This window comes from Selenomonas timonae (assembly GCF_014250475.1).
Classification (GTDB): Bacteria; Bacillota; Negativicutes; order Selenomonadales; family Selenomonadaceae; genus Centipeda; species Centipeda timonae.
On the sequence record NZ_CP060204.1, the window covers coordinates 1,102,589 to 1,121,812 of the forward strand.

Genomic DNA, 19,224 nt, shown 5'->3' on the forward strand with positions numbered 1-19,224 from the left:
GTGGGAGTACTCACAGGGCGGCGCATCGTCCTCGGTGTGACGGGCGGCATTGCCGCATACAAGGCGGTCGAGATTGCGAGCCGCCTCAAAAAGGCGGGAGCAGACGTGCGCGTCATCATGACGCGGGCGGCGTGCTCCTTTGTCACGCCGCTCACATTCCGTGAGATCACAGGTGCGCCTGTCGCAGAGACGATGTGGGGCGAGCCACATCATCACGTCGAGCACATTGCCCTCGCAGAGTTCGCAGAACTCGTCCTCGTCGCGCCCGCGACGGCGAACTTCATCGCAAAGGCGGCGGCGGGCATTGCGGATGATATGCTGACGACGAGTGTGCTCGCCACGCGCGCACCGCTCGTCATTGCGCCCGCGATGAATACGGGCATGTGGGAGAACTCCGTCACGCAGGAGAACGTACGCCGCCTCACAGAGCGCGGCACGCAGATCATCCCGCCCGCCGTCGGACAGCTTGCCTGCGGCACAACGGGCGCGGGACGTCTGCCCGAACCTGAGGAAATCGTTCGCATCGTCGAGGCGTATTTTGCGAGTGCGCAGAGCCTTGCGGGGCGTCGCATCCTCGTGACGGCGGCGGGTACGGAGGAGCCGCTCGACCCTGTGCGCTACCTTGGTAATCGCTCGACGGGACGCATGGGCTTCGAGGTCGCCGCCGAGGCGGCACGGCGTGGTGCAGAGGTTGTGCTCGTTGCAGGGCCGACACCGATTGCGACACCTGCGGGTGTGCGGCGCGTCAATGTGCGCAGTGCGCGCGATATGCATGCGGCGGTGTTCGCGGAGTACGACAGTATGGATGCTGTCATTAAGGCGGCTGCAGTCGCGGATTACCGTCCTGCAGAGACGGCGGAGCACAAGATCAAGAAGTCGGACGGCGAACTCACGCTGACCCTCACGCGCAATCCCGACATCCTCTATGAGCTCGGGCAGAAGAAACGGCATCAGATTCTCGTTGGATTTGCGGCAGAGACGCAGAATGTCGCGGAGTATGCGCGCGGGAAACTCGCAAAGAAGAACCTCGACTTTATCGTCGCGAACAATGTCGCGGAGAAGGATGCGGGCTTTGGTGTTCCGACGAATCACGTACAGATTTTCTTTGCGGACGGGCGCGCAGAGGATCACCCGTTGATGGCGAAATCCGCGCTTGCGGGTGTGATATTGGATCGGCTGGAGGAAGCGCTGAAAAACAAAAATGAGAAGAATGTGTGAAAATAGCCCTTGACAACGCCCCATACATTCGTTACAATGCGACGTATAGAAGAGAATATACCTCATCCAGAGCAGTGGAGGGAATGGCCCGATGAAGCTGCGGCAACCATGGCGACTGCGCCAACGGTGCCAATTCCTTTAGGCGAAGCGCCTATGAGATGAGAGCGGCAGTAAAAAGCCTCCCTTATCTTAGCGGGGAGGCTTTTCTTATGCGGATGAGGATTTCAAAGTTTTTACGAACTAAGGGAGGTTCCAAATGAAGAAGATGCTTTTTACATCTGAGTCTGTCACTGAGGGGCATCCGGATAAGCTCGCCGATCAGATTTCGGACAGCATTCTGGATGCGATTCTCGCGCAGGATCCGCAGGGGCGCGTTGCGTGTGAGACGCTTGTCACGACAGGACAGGCACATGTGGTCGGCGAGATCTCGACGACCTGCTATGCGGATATTCCGAAGATCATCCGTCAGACCGTGCGCGAAGTCGGCTACACGAATGCAAGCTATGGCTTTGACGCTGATACCTGCGGCATCCTTGTCTCGCTCGACGAGCAGTCGCCGGACATCGCACAGGGCGTCAATCAGGCGATTGAGTCCCGCGAGGGCAATATGGATGCGGCTGACGCAATCGGCGCGGGCGATCAGGGCATGATGTTCGGCTATGCGACGAACGAGACGCCTGAGTATATGCCGCTCACGACGGTGCTTGCCCATAAGCTTGCGCGCCGCCTCACGGATGTGCGCAAGGACGGCTCGCTAAAGTATCTGCGTCCCGACGGCAAGACGCAGGTCACGGTTGCCTATGAGGACGGCAAGCCCGTCTATGTCGACACGGTCGTTATCTCGACGCAGCACGACGAGGATGTCGATCTCGCGACGATCCGCAAGGATATGATCGAGAAGGTCATCAAGGAGATTGTTCCGGCGGAGCTGCTGCGCGCGGAGACGAAGTATTTCGTCAACCCGACGGGCAAGTTCGTCATCGGCGGTCCGCACGGCGACTCGGGGCTCACGGGGCGCAAGATCATCGTCGATACATATGGCGGCTGGGCACGTCACGGCGGCGGTGCGTTCTCGGGCAAGGATCCCACGAAGGTTGACCGCAGTGCGGCGTATGCGGCGCGCTATGTTGCGAAGAACATTGTTGCAGCAGGGCTTGCAGATCGCGTTGAGATTCAGCTTGCGTACGCGATTGGCGTGGCGCATCCCGTCTCCATCATGGTGGACACGTTCGGCACGGGCAAGATCGACGATGAGAAGATCGTCGCGCTCGTGCAGAAGACGTTCGACCTGCGTCCTGCGGGCATCATCAAGATGCTCGACCTGCGCCGTCCCATCTATCGCCAGACGGCGGCGTACGGACATTTCGGCCGCACGGATGTCGATCTGCCGTGGGAGAATACGGATAAGGCAGAGCTGCTGAAGAAGGAAGCGGGGCTGTAAGCCGTACAGCAGAATAAAATAAGGCTGTCGCACGAAATTTTATTCGGCGGCAGCCTTTCCTTTATGAAACGAGGTGACATATGACAGAGACGGAAATCATGGATTTTGCGCGTGGTGAATTCGAGTGGCTACACGCACATCCCGAACTTGCCTATGAGGAGTTCGAGACGACGGCGCGCCTGCGTGCAGCATTTGAACATGCAGGGATTCGTGTACTTGATCTGCCGCTTGCAACGGGTCTGATCTCTGCGATCGGCACGGGAAAGCCCATCGTCGCCCTGCGCACGGATATCGACGCGCTGCCTGTTCACGAGGAGACAGACCTGCCGTATCGCTCGCAGTACGAGGGAAAGATGCACGCCTGCGGGCATGACTTTCACATGGCGTCGGTACTCGCGGCGGCGCTCCTTCTCAAGGAGCGTGAGGCAGAGCTTGCGGGTACGGTCTATATCGTCTGTCAGCCAGCAGAGGAAGCGCCGGGCGGTGCGCGTACCGTACTCAATACAGGCGCGCTCGCCGATGTTGCGGCGATCTTTGGCATTCATGCGCGTCCCATCTACCCAGTGGGCACGCTCGGACTCTGCACGGGCGGCATGATGGCATCCGTGGATAAATTCGAGATCACATTCCACGGTGTTGGCACGCACGCGGCACAGCCGGATCGCGGCTGTGATCCCATCGTCATGGCGGCACAGTTTGTGACGGCGGCGCAGACGATTGCGGCGCGGAACATCAGCCCCCTGCGCCCCGCCGTCGTTAGCGTGACGCATATCGAGGCAGGGACGACGTGGAACGTCCTGCCCGAGCGGGCATGGATGGAGGGGACGATACGCCTCTTTGACGCGGATGACCGTGCGCTCGTGAAGGAGCGCGTCGCCTCACTTGCCGAGGGGATTGCGGCAGCATTCGGCGGACGTGCAGAGGTCACATGGACGGCAGGGCCGCCCGCTGTTGTGAATACGGAGCGTTGGAACACGCTCGCGCGGGAGACGGCGGCAGAGGAGGACTTTGCTGTAGTGGATGCCATGCCGTGGATGGCGGGCGAGGACTTCGCCTACTATCAGGAAGCGATGGAGACTTGCTTTGCATTCGTCGGCACAGGACTCTCCCCCGAGAACCATCATCCGAAATTCGCGGTCGACCCTGCCGCGATCCCGCAGACGGCACACTATCTTGCGTGCATGGCGGAGGAGGCGTTGCGGCGGCTGAGATAAAAATAGGGGCTGTTGCACGAAGGTAAATTTATCTTTGTGCAACAGTCCATCTTTTCGTATAGGGGCAGATCGGCGAAACAACGGTGATGAAAACTTGTACCTCTATAGAAATAGGGCACACGAATAAGGACGATTGCAATACTCGCCCTTATTCGTGTGCCCTTATTGGTTTCTTTCCAACGTCTTCTTATGCCGCTTCTCTCAATGATACCAGATGCCGCTCCAACGTGCCGCTCTGTATCTTTTGATGCAGTTTGAAGACGTTGTGTGCCAGTGCCAGCAGAATCGTCTCACCCAAGACATTCGCACGCCCCCTCGTAAGAAAGCGGCGAAATCCAAAGGCTCCCTTGATCTGTGCAAAGACACCCTCTGCTTGGATACTGCGGTTCATCCGCAGGACGATTCCTTCCGTGCTCTTGGTCCGTGCAAGGTTCTTTGCACGCTCTCGTTGAAAGACCTTGGCAACCTCCAATCTCTTGGTTCGTTCCTCCATTGGTATCTTGCTGTGGTTGCCATGGATGCACTGCTTCTTTCTTTCGCAGCCGTTGCAGTCGGTACACGTGTACATGGTCTTTTCGCTCACATACCCGCGCGCACTCTTTGTCCTGCGCGTCCCCGTCACAACAAGTCGCCGCCCCTCAGCGCACCGGTAGACATCCTCCGCCGCAAGGTAGTTCATGTTCTCCCGCCGCCCGATGTCCTGCTTCCATTTGCGCTTCTTGCTCACTTCGTAGTTGTTCGGCTTGATGTAGGAGGCCTGTCCCTTTTCCCTCAAATACAGGTAGTTCTCCTCACTCTCATATCCTGCATCGGCGACGAGTTTTCGGCTCCTTTTTCCGATGTGTGCATGAAAATCCTCCAAAAACGGGATGAGTGTCCGTGTATCTGTTGGGTTCGGGTAAACACCTGCCCATACGATAAAGGATGCCTCCACGCCATATTGCAGATTATATGCCGGCTTTAACTGACCGTTCTTCATTGCATCTTCTTTCATCCGCATGAAGGTTGCTTCATAATCTGTCTTGGAAAAGCTGTTGCGCTCCCCACAGATGTGCAGTTTCTCTGTGTAGTCCTTCAGACGGCTGCCGTAACAGTCCAATGACTCCATGGTACGCTGAAGCACGGTCTTTCGTCTTCCACTCCCGTAAACGAAGATGATGTTTTGCTCTTTTTGGATGCGTTTCAAACGTCGGCGCAGACGTTTCAGATGGTGCAGGCGAATCTCAGAGCCACGGCGCAGGTGAATACCGAACTCTTTTTCTACGCCGGCAAGAAAGGTGTCGAGTTTCTCCATGAGTTTGGTACGGTTCTTTGCAACGCCTTTTTTCCAAACGAAGGTGTACTTGCCCGCAACGGCTTCGATCTTTGTACCGTCGACAAAGAGGTTCTCAAACGAGATGGCTCCAACGGATGCAAGAAACTGTGCCATTTGTGCCAGAATCTCCTTGGCGCAGGGGGCAAAGTGATCCCTGCGAAAACGGGCAATGGTTGTGTGATCCGGTGCGGGTTGCCCTTCGAGCAGATACATGAAGTGGATGTCCCTTAGGCATACCTCCTCGATGCGGCGGGAACTGTAGATTTGATTCATGTATGCGTAGATGAGGATGGCAAGCAGCTGATGCGGTGATACGAGATTCCGCTCGGCACGCCGAAAGCTCCTGTACAGTGGTGTAAGATCCATTTGATGGATGCAGTGGAGCAGGAGGCGAACGGGATCGTCCTTCTTGATTTGAAATTCAAAGTTGAGGGGGAGGCTGGGTTGAAATGTGCCTCCGTAGGATGTATAATCCTTATGTAAAATTTGTTGCATACTCATATTTTACGCCAGAAGCCGGTGTTTGAAAACACCGGCTTCTGGGTTTTTTGCACAAAATTTGAGGCTGCTGCACGTTGGTTTCGTGCAACAGCCCCTATTTTTATTTCTTTGGTTTCAGCCCAATCGTCAGTTCATTCACAACCGGAATGCGCTCACCGATCTTTCGCACTATCACAGCTGCTAACAGCGTGAGGAGCAGCGTAGCCATATACATGGAGAGCGCAATCGGTGCAGTCAGTACATAGCCCGCGCCATGAATCATCATCAGCAGATAGGTGATCGCAACGGGATGCGCGAGATAGATGAAGTAGGAGTGTTTTCCGAGGAGTTGGAACGCACGCCCGAGGGCATTCTCCGTCCCGAGACGGGTAAAGAACGCAAAGAGTGCAAGCGTTGCGCCGATCGTGTAGAAGATGCCGAGCGGCGAGAGCTGATGCGCTGTGTAGATGCCCTCGAGCGGTGTATATCCGTCCACGAGGATGAGCTTGTAGTACCACGCGAGGAGTGCGCCGAGACTGACGATGCCGAGCGCATAGAGCCGCGCTGTATTGCGCTCCATCCATGCACGGAACGCATCGAAATGGAGCGCGACATACCCACCGAGCAGGAAGATAAAGACGTAGTGCATCACCCAGTAGTTCAGTCGGTAGAACAGCAGGGCACGCAGCAGCGTCCCTTCGGGCAGCCCGTAGACGTAGAGATTGAATGCCGTGCTGAAGCTCGACCAGTAGTCGAATCCAATCTGTACGAGCAGGATCACGGCGAGCAACGGCAGCGTCATACGTGCGAGCAGGATCCGCCAGAGCGGCATCAGCAGGTAGAACCAGATCAGGATCACCATGAAGTAGAGTTGGTACTTTGCATTTCCGAAAAAGAGGATGCCCGGCAGCGCGGTGAGTGGCGGAAAGCCGACTCCGTAGGCGTATGCGTCATGAATCAGGTAGAAGAGCGACCATACGAGGTAGGGGATCATGACCGCGCGTCCACGTCGCACGAGGAAATCCCGATAGGAAAAGGGAGCGGAGGGCGACTGTCCATAGAACAGTCCGAACGCCGAGATAAAGAAAAAAATCGGCACGCTGAAGCGCGTGCCGATGTCAAAAAGCGCTACAAGATGAATGTTGGGCGATGGATTCGCGAGGTACTCCGCGCCGATGTGAATGCCAATCACGCCCATCATGGAGATGCCGCGAATCGCCTCAACGGCGGACACCCGCCCCCGTTTACTCGATGACATAGGTGATGCTCGCCGAAGCCTCGAAGGAAAGTTCGCCCGCCGTAATGGGCGTCGCGGCATCGTACGCCTCCTTTGCCATCATCATGGGCATATAGTTGTGCGACGTGTGGGACTGCGTATCTGCGTGGACATTCAGAATGCGGACAATACGTACGCCGAGCGCACGTGCCACGGCATCCGCCTTGCTGCGTGCATCACGCGCGGCATCGGCAAGCGCGGCGTTCTTTGCCGCACTCGGATCGCTCGCCGAGAATTCGAGGGAATCCACGCGATTCGCGCCGTTTGCGAGTGCCGTGTCAATCACCTTGCCCACATTCGTGAGATTACGCACCTTGACGACGACTGCATTCGTCACTGTGTAGCCCGTCGTGACGCTGCGCCCGTTGTCCTTTACGTCGTAGATCGGGGAGAAATCATAGCGCGTCGTCTGAATATCGCGCTCTGCGATGCCAAGTGCCTTTAGTGCAGACTGTACCTGCGTCGCCTGTGCTGCATTGTCCGCGTGCGCCTTTGCCGCGTCCCTTGCCTCCGTGATAACGCCCAACGTGACCTCAGCCATATCGGGCGCCATACGTGCAACACCGAAACCATTCATCGTGAGTGTCGGCATCATCTCCTCTGCCGCAGCCGTACCCGTCGGCAGGACGATCGCGAGCGCGAAAATCGCTGCACATACCAGCGATCCCAATGAAATACGCTTCATAGAAATCCTCCAATCTCCTGATGGTAGCTAATAAAACTATATTTTATTATAGCATACGCTCACAGAAGATGAATGAGAATGGAATTAGGCGGCTCCCGCGAGCAGCTCCTCGTTGTACTTCTTTGCCGCAATATACGCCCAGATCGCGCAGATCGGGAGCGTGAGGAGGCATCCCATGCCGAGCGTGAGGAAGCCGACCACGACATTGACAATGAACATCACAAGTGCACCTTTAAGTGTTGAGTAGCACATGCCGAGCGGCCCGAAGAAGAGCGCAAGCCCTGCCGCAAGCCCGACATTCTTCGTCGACTTCACAATGATTGTCTGCGGCTTCTGTACATTCTGTTCCTGATCCATAATCATATCTCCCTTTCCCATAAACCATAAAATGGTAACAATTACCTGCTCGAGTATAATCGAAAAGTACACGAATTGCAAATAGGAGAACCGTCCCGTTTCCACAAAGAAATTCTCATGAGGGTTTGCGATTGGATGTTGAATTTGTTAAAATAAATGACAACAAGACGGACAGAACGGATAGGAGTACCGCGATGCGTATACTGCTGGCGAATTTTGCGAAGATGGTCGGGGACAGCGGCGGTCTTGCCAAGGTGAATGTGGCATTTGCCAACGAAATGGTGCGGCGCGGTCATGCGGTGACGACAGCCTACAGCGATGACCGCGAGGGCGACTTCTTCTACCCGCTCGATCCGCGCGTCACGGCCTACAATCTGCGCCACTTTCGTGGGCAGACGCATCTCTATTCCCTGAGCTACAAGGTGCGGCGGGAGATTCTACGCGCATTCAGTCAAAAGGCCGGGCGCGCCGTGAACAATGACTTTACGGAGAAGTATCTGCTGCCTCATGTGCAGACCATCCTCGAGGAGACAGTGCCCGAGGTGATTATTTCCTTTCAGCCCGCCTCGGCAAAGAGCCTGCTCTCAGATCTGCATACGAAGATCCCTGTCATCACGATGTCGCACGGCGACCCCGAGGACTATTTTCACACATATCCGACCGCCGAGCTCCCCTCACTCTCTCTGAGTGCCGTCTGTCAGGTGCTGTTGCCGAGCTTTGCGGAGCATCTGAAGGCACATCTGCCTGAGGCACGCGTCGAGGTCATCGGCAACGTTGTCCCACAGTATGAGGAACAAGCGGATCTGCAGCGCGAAAAAGAAAAATACAAAATCATCTTTGTCGGGCGCATGGTACGTAACCACAAGCGACCGCATCTGCTCATCGAGGCGTTCATCAAGATTGCCGCAGAGTTCCCCGACTGGACGCTCGAACTCTGGGGCGCAGAGGACGACAAGCGGTATCAAAAAGAGTTACAGGCGATGATCGAAAGAGCAGGGCTTGCAGAGCGCATTTTGTTCTGCGGTACAACAATGAATGTGCCCGCCGTGCTCGCCGATGCCGATCTCTATGTCATGCCGAGCGCCTACGAGGCCTTCGGACTCTCCCTCGCCGAGGGGATGAGCATGGGACTTCCTGTCGTCGGCTATCGGAACTGTGTCGCCGTCAACGAGCTGATTCGTGACGGCGATAACGGACTCCTTGCGGCAGACGGTGCAGATGCGCTTGCAGAACGTATGGCGCTCCTCATGCGTGACCGCGATCTCCGCGTACGGATGGGCGCAGCGGCACGTGGCTCCATGCGCGCCTATGCACCCGAGATCATCTGGACAAAGTGGGAGAATCTGATGCGTGAGGTTGCTGCCCCACATGATTCCTCTAAAATCCAAAGTTAGGGAATCGCTGATAAAATGAAGTCCGTCAGATTGGCGTAGATTTTTTCGTCCGAACAAGGAGGCAAACCGGACGCATAGCAAGGGCTATGTGGAGGATCGCGGGCACAGTACGGGCAAAAAAGATGCGTCAAGATGGCGTAGCTGAATTTATCAGTGCTTCCTCAATGATTGCAGCGAATAACTTGCTTTTGACTTTTTGTCATTTTTGGTGTACTATATTCACAGTTTGGAATTGCATACTTTAGAGAACTATGCAAAATAATCGAATACAAGGGGAGAATGATACTATGGCAAAGGAAACATTTGAGTTTCAAGCCGAGACAAAGCAGTTGCTCGATCTGATGATCCACTCGATCTATACGAACCGCGAGATTTTTCTGCGTGAGCTGATTTCGAATGCGTCGGATGCGATGGACAAGCTGCATTTCGAGAGCCTGACGAACCGCGATATGCTCGAGGGGAATGAAAACTATGAGATTTTCCTCGTTCCCGACAAGGAGAGTAAGACACTGACGATCTCGGACAGTGGCATCGGTATGTCGCGTGCGGAGGTTGTGGAGAACATCGGTACGATTGCAAAGTCGGGCACGAAGGCGTTCATGGAGCAGCTTGCCAAGGCGAAGGAGGAGAGCGGCGGCACAGCTGACAAGGAGCTGATCGGGCAGTTCGGCGTGGGCTTCTACTCGGCATTTATGGTCGCGGAGCGTGTGACGATTGTGACGCGCCGTGCGGGCGAGCAGCAGGCAACGCGCTGGGAGTCGGCAGGCGACGGCAGCTATACGATTGAGGATGCGGAGAAGGAGCAGCGCGGCACGACGGTGACGATCCACCTCGCGAAGGAGTTCACGGAGGGCGAGACGGACTACACGGATACGTTCGAGCTCGAGAGCCTCGTGAAGAAGTATTCGGACTATGTGCGCTATCCGATCCGCATGAATGTCACGACGGAGGAGATGCCGCGCGACGATGAGGGCAAGGTCATCGAGGGCGCGGAGAAGATCAAGAAGACGGAGCTGCGCACACTGAACTCGATGCAGCCGCTCTGGACGCGTGCAAAGTCGGAGATCAAGGCGGAGGAGTACAACGATTTCTTCCGTGACCAGTTCCACGAGTGGGAAGCACCGATGGAGGTGTTCCACACGAAGGCGGAGGGGACAGTCGAGTACACGGCACTCCTTGAGATCCCTGCGCGTGCGCCGTTCAACCTCTATCAGGCAGACTATGAGCCGGGCATTCAGCTCTACTCGCGCCACGTCTTCATCATGGACAAGTGCAAGGATCTCCTGCCGGACTATCTGCGGTTCGTCAAGGGGCTCGTGGACTCTCCCGACCTCTCGCTGAACATCTCGCGTGAACTTCTGCAGCAGAGCCGTGAGCTCAAGACCATCGGACGTGCGCTTGAGAAAAATGTGCTCAAGGCACTCGGCAAGAAGCTTGAGAAAAACCGTGAGGACTACGAAAAGTTCTGGAACGAATACGGGCGGATGCTGAAGATCGGCATCTACAACAGCATGTACGTGGGGCGCGACACGGTGGACAAGCTGAAGGATCTCCTGCTCTTCCACAGCTCGAAGGAGGGGGCGCTTGTCTCCCTCAAGGAGTATGTTGCGCGTATGCCCGAGAGCCAGAAGAGCATCTACTATGCGACGGCGAAGGATCAGGCGACGATTGAACAGCTGCCGCAGATGGAGCAGCTGCGCGAGCGCGGTCTGGAGGTGCTCTTCCTGCTCGACCCCGTGGATGAGTTTGCAATCGAGACGGTGCATGAGTACGAGGGGAAAAACTTCCACTCGATCAGCCGTGGCGATCTCGATCTAGGAGATGCGGAGAGCGAGGCGGCGAAGAAGGAGACCGAGGATATCGCCAAGGCGAACGACGATCTCATCAAGGATGTGAAGGAAGCCATCGGGGATAAGATCGCGGAGGTCAAGATCTCGCAGCGTCTGCGCTCGAGCGCGGTCTGTCTGGTCGCGGATGAGGCAGGGCCGTCGCTGTCGATGGAGCAGACCTTTGCCGAGATGAACAATCCGATGTTCAAGGCACGGCGCATTCTCGAGATCAACCCGCATCACGACCTCTTTGCGAAGCTGAAAGAGGTGCACGCAGCGGGCAAGGACAGCGAGGAGTTCAAGGACTACTGCGACTTGCTCTATACGCAGGCACTGCTGATTGAGGGCATCTTGCCGGAGAATCCCGTCGCCTTTGCGCAGAAGCTCGCAAAGATGATGGCAAAATAAGGAGAAGCTGTGGAAGTCGAACTCTTTTCGTCGCAGTTCTTTGTGGCACTCTTTTCGATCATCGTGCTCGACCTCGTGCTCGCGGGGGATAATGCCGTCGTTATTGCAATGGCATCCAACCGTTTGCCCACACACCTCCGAAAGCGTGCGATCTACGTCGGTACGGCGGGTGCGATTATCATCCGTCTGATCATGACGTACTTCGCCGTGCAGCTGCTCTCTGTGCCTTACTTGCAGGCACTCGGGGGACTGGTGCTGCTGCCGATTGCGGTGAAGCTGATGAAGCCGTCGGGCGGCGAGGAGCATATTGAGGCAGCAGAGACGTTTGCAGGAGCGGTCAAGACGATCATCATTGCCGATGCGGCAATGGGCATTGACAACGTGATTGCGATCGCCGGAGCGTCGCATGGCGATTTTCTGCTCGTTGTGCTTGGTCTTATCATCAGCATCCCTATTGTGGTCGGCGGGAGTCAGCTCATTGGGAAACTCATGGATAAATATCCCGTGCTCGTCGTGCTCGGTACTGCCATTCTCGGCTGGACGGGCGGTGCGATGATCGTACATGACCGCACGATCGGCGTGATGATATTGGAGGCTGTCCCACAGGCGGCGACACTCCTGCCCGCGGCACTCGCGGGAGCAGTGTGCGGCATCGGCGGATGGCTGCGTCAGAGAGGCTGATATGGTCGGACTTGTGATTGTAACGCACAGCGCTGCGCTCGCGCACGGCGCTGCGGAGACCTGCCGCATGATGGCAAAGGATGTGCGCCTCGCAGTCGCAGGCGGCATGGAGGACGGCGGCTTCGGTACGAGCTATGCGCGAATCGTCGCCGCCATCGACGCGGTGTATACGGACGACGGCGTTGTCATCCTCATGGATGCTGGCAGCTCTATCCTCACGGTCGAGACGATTGTGGAGGAGATGCCGGAGCGTCGTCTGCGTATGGTGGACTGTCCCCTCATCGAGGGGGGCGTTGTCGCGGCGATTGCCTCGGTCTGCGGAGCAAATCTCGATGAGGTTGTACAGCGCGCGGAGGAAACGCGCAGCGCGCGCAAGATTGCCGATTGACACGGTAAACCCATAGTGTTACAATAGCATACGAACGATGCTCTTTGAGGCGGGGTGCAAATCCCCACCGGCGGTATAGCCCGCAAGCCCCTGTGAGGGGCACGATTCGGTGAGATTCCGAAGCCGACAGTGAAGGAGGCAACTCCGCAGTCTGGATGGGAAAAGGCGCGTCTATTTAGGACGATTTGTGCCGCCGGAGGAGAACTCTTCCGGCGGCATTTTTTATGAATGGGATTGTTATGAAGGAAATTGACGAATCCTATATGCGCGAGGCGCTGCGCATGGCGGCGTATGCGCGCGGGCGAACGTCGCCGAATCCGCTCGTCGGGGCGGTGATTGTGCGGGATGATACGATCGTCGCGAGCGGCTGGCATCGCGCGGCGGGGGAGCCGCACGCGGAGATTCATGCACTGCGCATGGCGGGGGAGCTGGCGCGCGGCGCGACGCTCTACGTGACACTCGAACCGTGCGCGCATCACGGACGCACGGGGCCGTGCGCCGAGGCGGTCATTGCGGCGGGCATTGCGCGCGTCGTGGTGGCGCTCTCCGACCCGAACCCGCTTGTTGCGGGGCGCGGGTTTTCCCTGCTCAGGGCGGCGGGAATCGAGGTTGTGAGCGGCGTATGTGAGGCAGAGGCGCGGCGGCAGAACGAGGTGTTTTTGAAATGGGTGACAACGAAGCACCCCTTTGTCACGCTCAAGACGGCAATGACGCTCGACGGGAAGATCGCAAGTCATACGGGCGCATCACAGTGGATTACGGGCGAGGCGGCGCGTGCGCGCGTCCATGAATGCCGCGATGTGCAGGACGCGATCCTCGTCGGCATCGGCACGGTACTCGCGGATGATCCGAGCCTCACGACGCGCCTGGAGGGGCGCACGGGACACAATCCCCCGCGCATCGTGCTCGACTCCGAGGCACGTACGCCGATTGATGCAAAACTCCTGACGGACGGCGCAGCGCCAACGGTGATTGCCGTGAGCGAGCGCGCCGACCATCGCCGTGTGAATCTCCTGCACGCGTGCGGTGCGGAGGTTGTGACGCTTGGCGCGGAGCGCGTGGACATCGGGCAGCTCCTTGACTGGCTCGGCGCACATGAAATCTCCTCACTCTTTGTCGAGGGGGGCGCGCAGGTGAACTGGTCGTTCCTCGCGGGGGGCTTCGTGGACAAGGTACACGCCTTCATTGCGCCTATGCTGATGGGCGGCACAGCAGCGCCGACACCCATCGGAGGCACGGGCTTTGACAGCCCGCAGGCGGCGCTCCGTCTCACGGATATGACGGTGGAGCAGGTGGGCGCGGATATCCTCGTTACGGGTTATCCGCGTGCAGCAGGGGGGTGACAGTGTGTTTACAGGAATCATCGAGGAGGTCGGCACGTTCGCGGGGCTTTCGGGCGGCAATATCTCTATCGGGGCACAGCTTGTCCAGTCGGATGGACACATCGGTGACAGCATTGCAGTCAACGGCATCTGTCTCACTGTCACAGCCTTCGATGCGCGCGGTTTCCGCGCGGCGGTCATGCCGGAGACCTTGCGGCGCACCTCGCTCGCAGGATTGACCCACGGCGCACCGCTCAACCTCGAGCGTGCCCTGCTCCCGACGACGCGTCTCGGTGGGCATTTCGTCAGCGGACACATCGACGGTGTGGGTGAGATCACGGAGATGTGCGAAGAGGGCAATGCGATCTTGATGACGGTTGCGGCAGACGCTGCAATTCTGCACGGGATTGTTGAGAAGGGCTCGGTTGCGCTCGACGGCATCAGTCTCACGGTCGCGGCGGTGGGGGTGCGGGATTTTACTGTCAGTCTCATCCCGCATACGCGCACGGTGACGAACCTTGGCGTCAAGCGTGTCGGCAGTTCGCTCAACATCGAGACGGACATTCTGGGCAAATATGCGCTGAAGCTGCTCGGCGGGACATCCGCCGCGAACAGCTGCGGCATTACGCAGGACTTCCTCCTGCAAAATGGATTTTAGGAGAGATACTATGTCAGATTTTGCAACGATTGAACAGGCGATTGAGGACATCAAAAACGGCAAGATGCTCGTCGTCGTTGACGATGAGGATCGCGAGAATGAGGGTGACATCATCGTCGCCGCCGAGAAGCTCACGCCCGAGCATATGAACTTTATGGCGACGCACGCACGCGGGCTGATCTGCACGCCGATCGCCGGCAGCCGACTCGACGAGCTCGAGATCGGGCAGATGGTCGAGAACAACACGGACAACCACGAGACGGCGTTCACAGTCAGCGTCGATGCCTACGATACGACGACGGGCATCTCCGCATTCGAGCGTTGCCACACGGTAAAGATGCTCATCGACCCTGCGGCAAAGCCGTCGAGCTTCCGCCGCCCCGGTCATGTCTTCCCCCTGCGCACGGTTGAGGGCGGCGTCCTCCGTCGTGCGGGGCATACGGAGGCAACGGTCGATCTAGCTCGCATGGCGGGGCTGTACCCTGCGGGCATGTGCTGCGAGATCATGGCGGATGACGGGCACATGATGCGCACGCCCGAGCTGAAGGAGTTTGCGAAGAAGCACGGGCTGAACATCATTACCATCGCCGATCTCATCGAGTACCGCAAGCATACGGAGACGTTTGTCCATCGCATTTCGGACGTGGATTTCCCAAGCAAATATGGGCATTTTCGTCTGCTTGCATATGAGAACACGCTCAACAGCCGCTGTGATCTCGCCGTTGTGAAGGGCGATGTGCGCGGTAAGGAGAACGTGCTCGTGCGCGTGCACTCGGAGTGTCTGACGGGCGATGCGCTCGGCTCGATGCGCTGTGACTGCGGTGACCAGCTGGCGGCGGCGCTCGAGCAGATTGAGGCGGAGGGCGAGGGCGTCGTCCTCTACGTTCGGCAGGAGGGGCGCGGCATTGGGCTTGCAAATAAGATGCGTGCCTACGCACTGCAGGATCAGGGGCGCGACACGGTGGAGGCGAACGTCGAGCTCGGCTTTGCACCGGATCTGCGCGACTATGGGCTCGGTGCGCAGATTCTCGCCGATCTTGGGCTCACGACGATCCGTCTCATGACGAACAACCCTGCGAAGCGCGCGGGACTTGAGGGCTACGGGCTGAAGATTGTCGAGCGTGTACCGATCGTCATGAGCACACATGACTTTGACCGCAAGTATATGACGGTGAAGAAGGAAAAGATGGGACATATCCTCAGTGATGAGGAATTGGGAGGAAACTGACATGGCAAACATAATCGAGGGCTACATCAGCGGAAAAGGGCGTAAATTCGGCATTGTCGCCGCACGGTTCAACGAGTTCATTGTAGGGAAACTCGTCAGCGGTGCGCTCGATACGCTCCACCGTCACGAGACGGCGGATGCGGACATCGACGTCGCGTGGGTGCCGGGCGCGTTCGAGATTCCGCTTGCGGCGAAGAAGATGGCGGAGAGCGGCAAGTACGACGCCGTCCTCTGCCTCGGTGCGGTCATTCGCGGCTCGACAACGCATTACGATTACGTCTGCAATGAGGTGTCGAAGGGCGTCGCGCAGGTCGGGCTGCAGACGGGTGTGCCGACGATCTTCGGCGTCGTGACGACGGAGAACATCGAGCAGGCAATCGAACGCGCGGGCACGAAGGCGGGCAACAAGGGCGCAGATGCGGCGATGGCGGCAATGGAGATGGCAAGTCTCCTCGGGAAGATGTGAGACCATGAAGATCGGAATACTCAGCGATACGCACGGACATGAAGGTGCATGGGTGCGCGCCTGTGAGAAATTCTTCACGGGCGCTGATCTCATCCTCCACGCGGGCGACGTCGCCTACCACGGCCCACGCAATCCGATGAAGCCGGACTACAACCCGATGGGGCTGATCGAGCGCATCAACGCCTCCGAGATCCCTGTCATCATCGCGAAGGGCAACTGCGACTCAGACGTGGATGCGAGCTGTCTCGAAGTGCCTCTGATGTCCCCCTATGCCTACGTTGTGTGGGAGGGGCGGCGCATCATCGTCACGCACGGCGACGCCGTCATGACAGATGCGGAGAAGGACGCGATGGCGCAGCATCTGAAAGCCGACCTTTTTATCAGCGGACACGTTCATGTGAACGTACTCGAAAAGCGCGGCAATACCGTCTTCCTCAACCCCGGCTCTGCCGCACTCACAAAGCGCTCCGATGGGCGCAATACCGTCGCAGTCCTTGAGGACGGTGCAATTCGGATTTTTGACATAGATACGGGCGAGGTCCTGCATGAACTCGCACTTGACTGGTAAGGACAGAATATGGATCAACTCATTAAGGCGACGGCGGCAGAGGGGATGCTGCGTGCATATGCGGCGGTGACGACGGATGTCGTTGCCGAGGCGATGCGTCGGCACGACTGCTATCCCGTTGCTGCAGCGGCGCTCGGGCGCACGATGACGGGCGCGCTCCTCTTTGCCGCGAACCTCAAGAACAAGGAATCCGTGACAATTAAGTTCAAGGGCGACGGCCCTCTCGGCACGGTGACGGCGGATGCAACGGCAGACGGCTCGGTGCGCGGCTATGTCGATCATCCGCATGTCAATCTGCCGCTCAACGCACACGGAAAAATTGACGTCGGCGGCGGTATCGGGCGTGGCATCCTCTCGGTCACGCGCTTCACGGGGCTGAAAGAGCCGGTCACGGGCAGCGTCGACATCACAAACGGCGAGGTCGCAGAGGATCTCATCAGCTACCTCTACACCTCGGAGCAGACGCCGTCCTCGATCGGGCTCGGCGTCCTCGTCAGCCCCGAGCTGAAATGTCTCGGCGCGGGCGGCTTCTTCATTCAGCCATTGCCGGGTGCATCTGATGATGTGATTGACCGTCTCGAGGAGAACCTCAAGGGAATTTCCTCCGTCTCCCATATGGTGGAGGAGGGATTGGACGCTGCGGGCATCATTGGGAAAATCCTCGGCGGCTTCGATGATGTGAAGATCCTCTCGACAACCGACCTCGCCTTTCGCTGCAACTGCTCGAAGAACTACATCACCGACCGTCTGCTGACGCTCGGCGAAGCTGATTTGCGGGCACTGCGCGACGACGGCGAGGCAGAGGTGAAATGCCATTTCTGCAACGAGGCTTATACGTTTGACAGCGAGGATCTGAACGTCATCTACAATGTCGCGTCAAAGATGCGTGAGATGCGCGCACAAGAGGGGAAATGAGGAAGCGGGTGCGCCTCCTGCGGGAGAAATCACTCCTCATCGACGGCATTCCGACTGAGATACGCTACAAGAATATCAAGAATCTCTACCTCCGTGTCTGCCCGCCTGACGGGCACATCGAGCTGAGCGTGCCGCAGCGGACGTCCCAGAGGGAGATTGAGCACTTTGTCAGCCGCAGGCGCACATGGATTGATGAGCGTCGGCGGCTGCTTTCTGTGCATGCAGAGAAATCCGAGCCGCAGTATGTGGAGGGGGAGAGCATTCCTCTCTGGGGGACGGCATATCCCCTCGTTTACCGTCCACTCCTGTGCGGGAAGCCGTATGCTGAACGCGTGGAGAATCAGATTTTGCTCCATGTGCCCGAGGATGCAGATGCGGACGTGAGACGTGCGGCAATCATGGCGCTCTACAGCACGCAGCTTGCGGCGGCAATCGAGCGCGAAGCACCTGCGTGTGAGCAGACGGTCGGCAAGCGTGCCTCTCTCTGGCGCATCCGCGCAATGAAGACGCGATGGGGGAGCTGCAATGTCCGAACGGCGGCAATTACACTCAATCTCGACCTCGCCCGCTATGATGTGCCCGCCCTCCGCTACGTCATCACGCACGAACTCACACATCTCTGGGTGCGTGGACACGACGCACGTTTTTACGCTCGTATGGATATGTATTTTCCGGACTGGCGTGAGGTGCGGAGGAGGTTGAATGAGTGGGCTCGCACAGAGGAAAATTGACAGCAAAAAATAACGCCCCGCATGGAGCGTTATTTTTTGCTGCTTTGTTTTATTTTCCCGCCCCAATCCGTTCCGCTTCCTCGGAGACGATCAGGCGCCCCGTGTGTACGTCATAGACGTAGCCGTGAATCGTGATCGCGGCGGGGACGAGCGGATGATGGCGCAGGTGGCTGACATCGCGCACGAGATTCTCCTCGATCGTCCCGCTGATCGGCATGAAGTCGATGTAATGCGCCTCGACGGCGTCGATTCCCTGCTTCGCCGCATCCGCCGCAAAGCGTGCCCGTGCCTCCTCGTTCGTGAAGCCCTGCATGCCGCAGTGCGTGTGCTGGATGATGAACCACTCATTTGTCCCCAGCATCTCATAGGAGATGAGAAGCGAGCGGATCACATCCGCCGTGACGCGCCCGCCCGCGTTGCGGATGACGTGCGCATCCCCCTCGAGGAGCCCAGCGAACTTTGCGGGGTCGAGGCGACAGTCCATGCAGGTGACAATGGCAAAGCGCCGCGCCGGATCGTGCGACAGCGCGCCTTTATCCCCAAACTCGGCAGCATAGTCCTCGTTCGCCGCCAGAATCTCGTTCACATTCGACATCACATCATCCCTTTCACATTTCGAAAGAAAAAACCGCCCGAACTGCGGACGGCTT

19 protein-coding genes and 2 riboswitches are annotated in these 19,224 nt (G+C 57.9%); of the genes, 14 read left to right on the forward strand and 5 right to left on the reverse strand.

What is annotated here, in order from left to right; all coding sequences use genetic code 11:
* The 3 genes from coaBC (at position 1) to H1B31_RS05185 (ending at position 3,873) form a co-directional block, all read left to right on the forward strand.
* On the forward strand, positions 1-1,218 hold the full coding sequence (gene coaBC, locus H1B31_RS05175) for a bifunctional phosphopantothenoylcysteine decarboxylase/phosphopantothenate--cysteine ligase CoaBC (protein WP_185981138.1): 1,218 nt from the start codon (positions 1-3) through the stop codon (positions 1,216-1,218).
* Between the two features lie 59 nt (positions 1,219-1,277).
* Positions 1,278-1,383, forward strand: a riboswitch (SAM riboswitch).
* Between the two features lie 91 nt (positions 1,384-1,474).
* Positions 1,475-2,659, forward strand: coding sequence for a methionine adenosyltransferase (metK, locus tag H1B31_RS05180; RefSeq protein ID WP_185981139.1), 1,185 nt, complete (start codon positions 1,475-1,477; stop codon positions 2,657-2,659).
* 80 nt (positions 2,660-2,739) lie between these two features.
* Positions 2,740-3,873: an amidohydrolase gene (locus H1B31_RS05185; RefSeq protein WP_185981140.1), complete on the forward strand. Its 1,134-nt coding sequence runs from the start codon at positions 2,740-2,742 to the stop codon at positions 3,871-3,873.
* Positions 3,874-4,060: 187 nt separating this feature from the next.
* On the opposite strand, the gene H1B31_RS05190 is transcribed toward H1B31_RS05185, so the two are convergent.
* The 4 genes from H1B31_RS05190 to H1B31_RS05205 form a co-directional block, all read right to left on the reverse strand.
* Positions 4,061-5,689, reverse strand: a complete 1,629-nt coding sequence (locus H1B31_RS05190) for an IS1182 family transposase (RefSeq protein ID WP_185981141.1) — start codon at positions 5,687-5,689, stop codon at positions 4,061-4,063.
* A gap of 100 nt (positions 5,690-5,789) precedes the next feature.
* Positions 5,790-6,926: an acyltransferase gene (locus tag H1B31_RS05195; protein ID WP_185981142.1), complete on the reverse strand. Its 1,137-nt coding sequence runs from the start codon at positions 6,924-6,926 to the stop codon at positions 5,790-5,792.
* Positions 6,913-7,629, reverse strand: coding sequence for an SIMPL domain-containing protein (locus tag H1B31_RS05200; protein ID WP_185981143.1), 717 nt, complete (start codon positions 7,627-7,629; stop codon positions 6,913-6,915). Before H1B31_RS05200 ends, H1B31_RS05195 begins: the two co-directional genes overlap by 14 nt.
* An 84-nt stretch (positions 7,630-7,713) precedes the next feature.
* Entirely contained in the window at positions 7,714-7,986 is a 273-nt protein-coding gene (locus H1B31_RS05205; protein ID WP_185981144.1) for a hypothetical protein, read from the reverse strand.
* Positions 7,987-8,180: 194 nt separating this feature from the next.
* Between H1B31_RS05205 and H1B31_RS05210 the strand changes: the two genes are divergently transcribed.
* The 11 genes from H1B31_RS05210 to H1B31_RS05260 all read left to right on the forward strand — a co-directional run bounded on the left by H1B31_RS05210 (position 8,181) and on the right by H1B31_RS05260 (position 18,574).
* Entirely contained in the window at positions 8,181-9,380 is a 1,200-nt protein-coding gene (locus H1B31_RS05210) for a glycosyltransferase (protein ID WP_185981145.1), read from the forward strand.
* Between the two features lie 287 nt (positions 9,381-9,667).
* Positions 9,668-11,617 (forward strand): molecular chaperone HtpG, encoded by a 1,950-nt coding sequence (gene htpG, locus H1B31_RS05215; protein ID WP_009441236.1) that lies wholly within the window; start codon positions 9,668-9,670, stop codon positions 11,615-11,617.
* A gap of 9 nt (positions 11,618-11,626) precedes the next feature.
* Positions 11,627-12,298 (forward strand): TerC family protein, encoded by a 672-nt coding sequence (locus H1B31_RS05220; protein WP_009441235.1) that lies wholly within the window; start codon positions 11,627-11,629, stop codon positions 12,296-12,298.
* Between the two features lies 1 nt (position 12,299).
* Positions 12,300-12,686, forward strand: coding sequence for a dihydroxyacetone kinase phosphoryl donor subunit DhaM (gene dhaM / locus H1B31_RS05225; protein WP_185981146.1), 387 nt, complete (start codon positions 12,300-12,302; stop codon positions 12,684-12,686).
* Between the two features lie 37 nt (positions 12,687-12,723).
* Positions 12,724-12,857, forward strand: a riboswitch (FMN riboswitch).
* Positions 12,858-12,925: 68 nt separating this feature from the next.
* Positions 12,926-14,029: a bifunctional diaminohydroxyphosphoribosylaminopyrimidine deaminase/5-amino-6-(5-phosphoribosylamino)uracil reductase RibD gene (gene ribD, locus H1B31_RS05230; RefSeq protein WP_157049436.1), complete on the forward strand. Its 1,104-nt coding sequence runs from the start codon at positions 12,926-12,928 to the stop codon at positions 14,027-14,029.
* Positions 14,030-14,033: 4 nt separating this feature from the next.
* On the forward strand, positions 14,034-14,666 hold the full coding sequence (locus tag H1B31_RS05235; RefSeq protein WP_185981147.1) for a riboflavin synthase: 633 nt from the start codon (positions 14,034-14,036) through the stop codon (positions 14,664-14,666).
* Positions 14,667-14,676: 10 nt separating this feature from the next.
* Positions 14,677-15,894: a bifunctional 3,4-dihydroxy-2-butanone-4-phosphate synthase/GTP cyclohydrolase II gene (locus tag H1B31_RS05240; RefSeq protein ID WP_185981148.1), complete on the forward strand. Its 1,218-nt coding sequence runs from the start codon at positions 14,677-14,679 to the stop codon at positions 15,892-15,894.
* 1 nt (position 15,895) lies between these two features.
* The gene (ribH, locus tag H1B31_RS05245) at positions 15,896-16,360 is read left to right on the forward strand and encodes a 6,7-dimethyl-8-ribityllumazine synthase (protein WP_185981149.1); all 465 of its coding nucleotides are present in this window, start codon (positions 15,896-15,898) and stop codon (positions 16,358-16,360) included.
* A gap of 4 nt (positions 16,361-16,364) precedes the next feature.
* Positions 16,365-16,928, forward strand: a complete 564-nt coding sequence (yfcE, locus tag H1B31_RS05250; RefSeq protein WP_185981150.1) for a phosphodiesterase — start codon at positions 16,365-16,367, stop codon at positions 16,926-16,928.
* A 9-nt stretch (positions 16,929-16,937) separates the two neighbouring features.
* Positions 16,938-17,843, forward strand: a complete 906-nt coding sequence (gene hslO / locus H1B31_RS05255; protein WP_185981151.1) for an Hsp33 family molecular chaperone HslO — start codon at positions 16,938-16,940, stop codon at positions 17,841-17,843.
* Positions 17,840-18,574: a M48 family metallopeptidase gene (locus H1B31_RS05260; RefSeq protein ID WP_185981152.1), complete on the forward strand. Its 735-nt coding sequence runs from the start codon at positions 17,840-17,842 to the stop codon at positions 18,572-18,574. The genes hslO and H1B31_RS05260 overlap by 4 nt, the downstream gene beginning before the upstream one ends.
* 49 nt (positions 18,575-18,623) lie before the next feature.
* On the opposite strand, the gene H1B31_RS05265 is transcribed toward H1B31_RS05260, so the two are convergent.
* On the reverse strand, positions 18,624-19,169 hold the full coding sequence (locus tag H1B31_RS05265) for a beta-class carbonic anhydrase (RefSeq protein WP_185981153.1): 546 nt from the start codon (positions 19,167-19,169) through the stop codon (positions 18,624-18,626).
* Positions 19,170-19,224 lie beyond the last annotated feature (55 nt).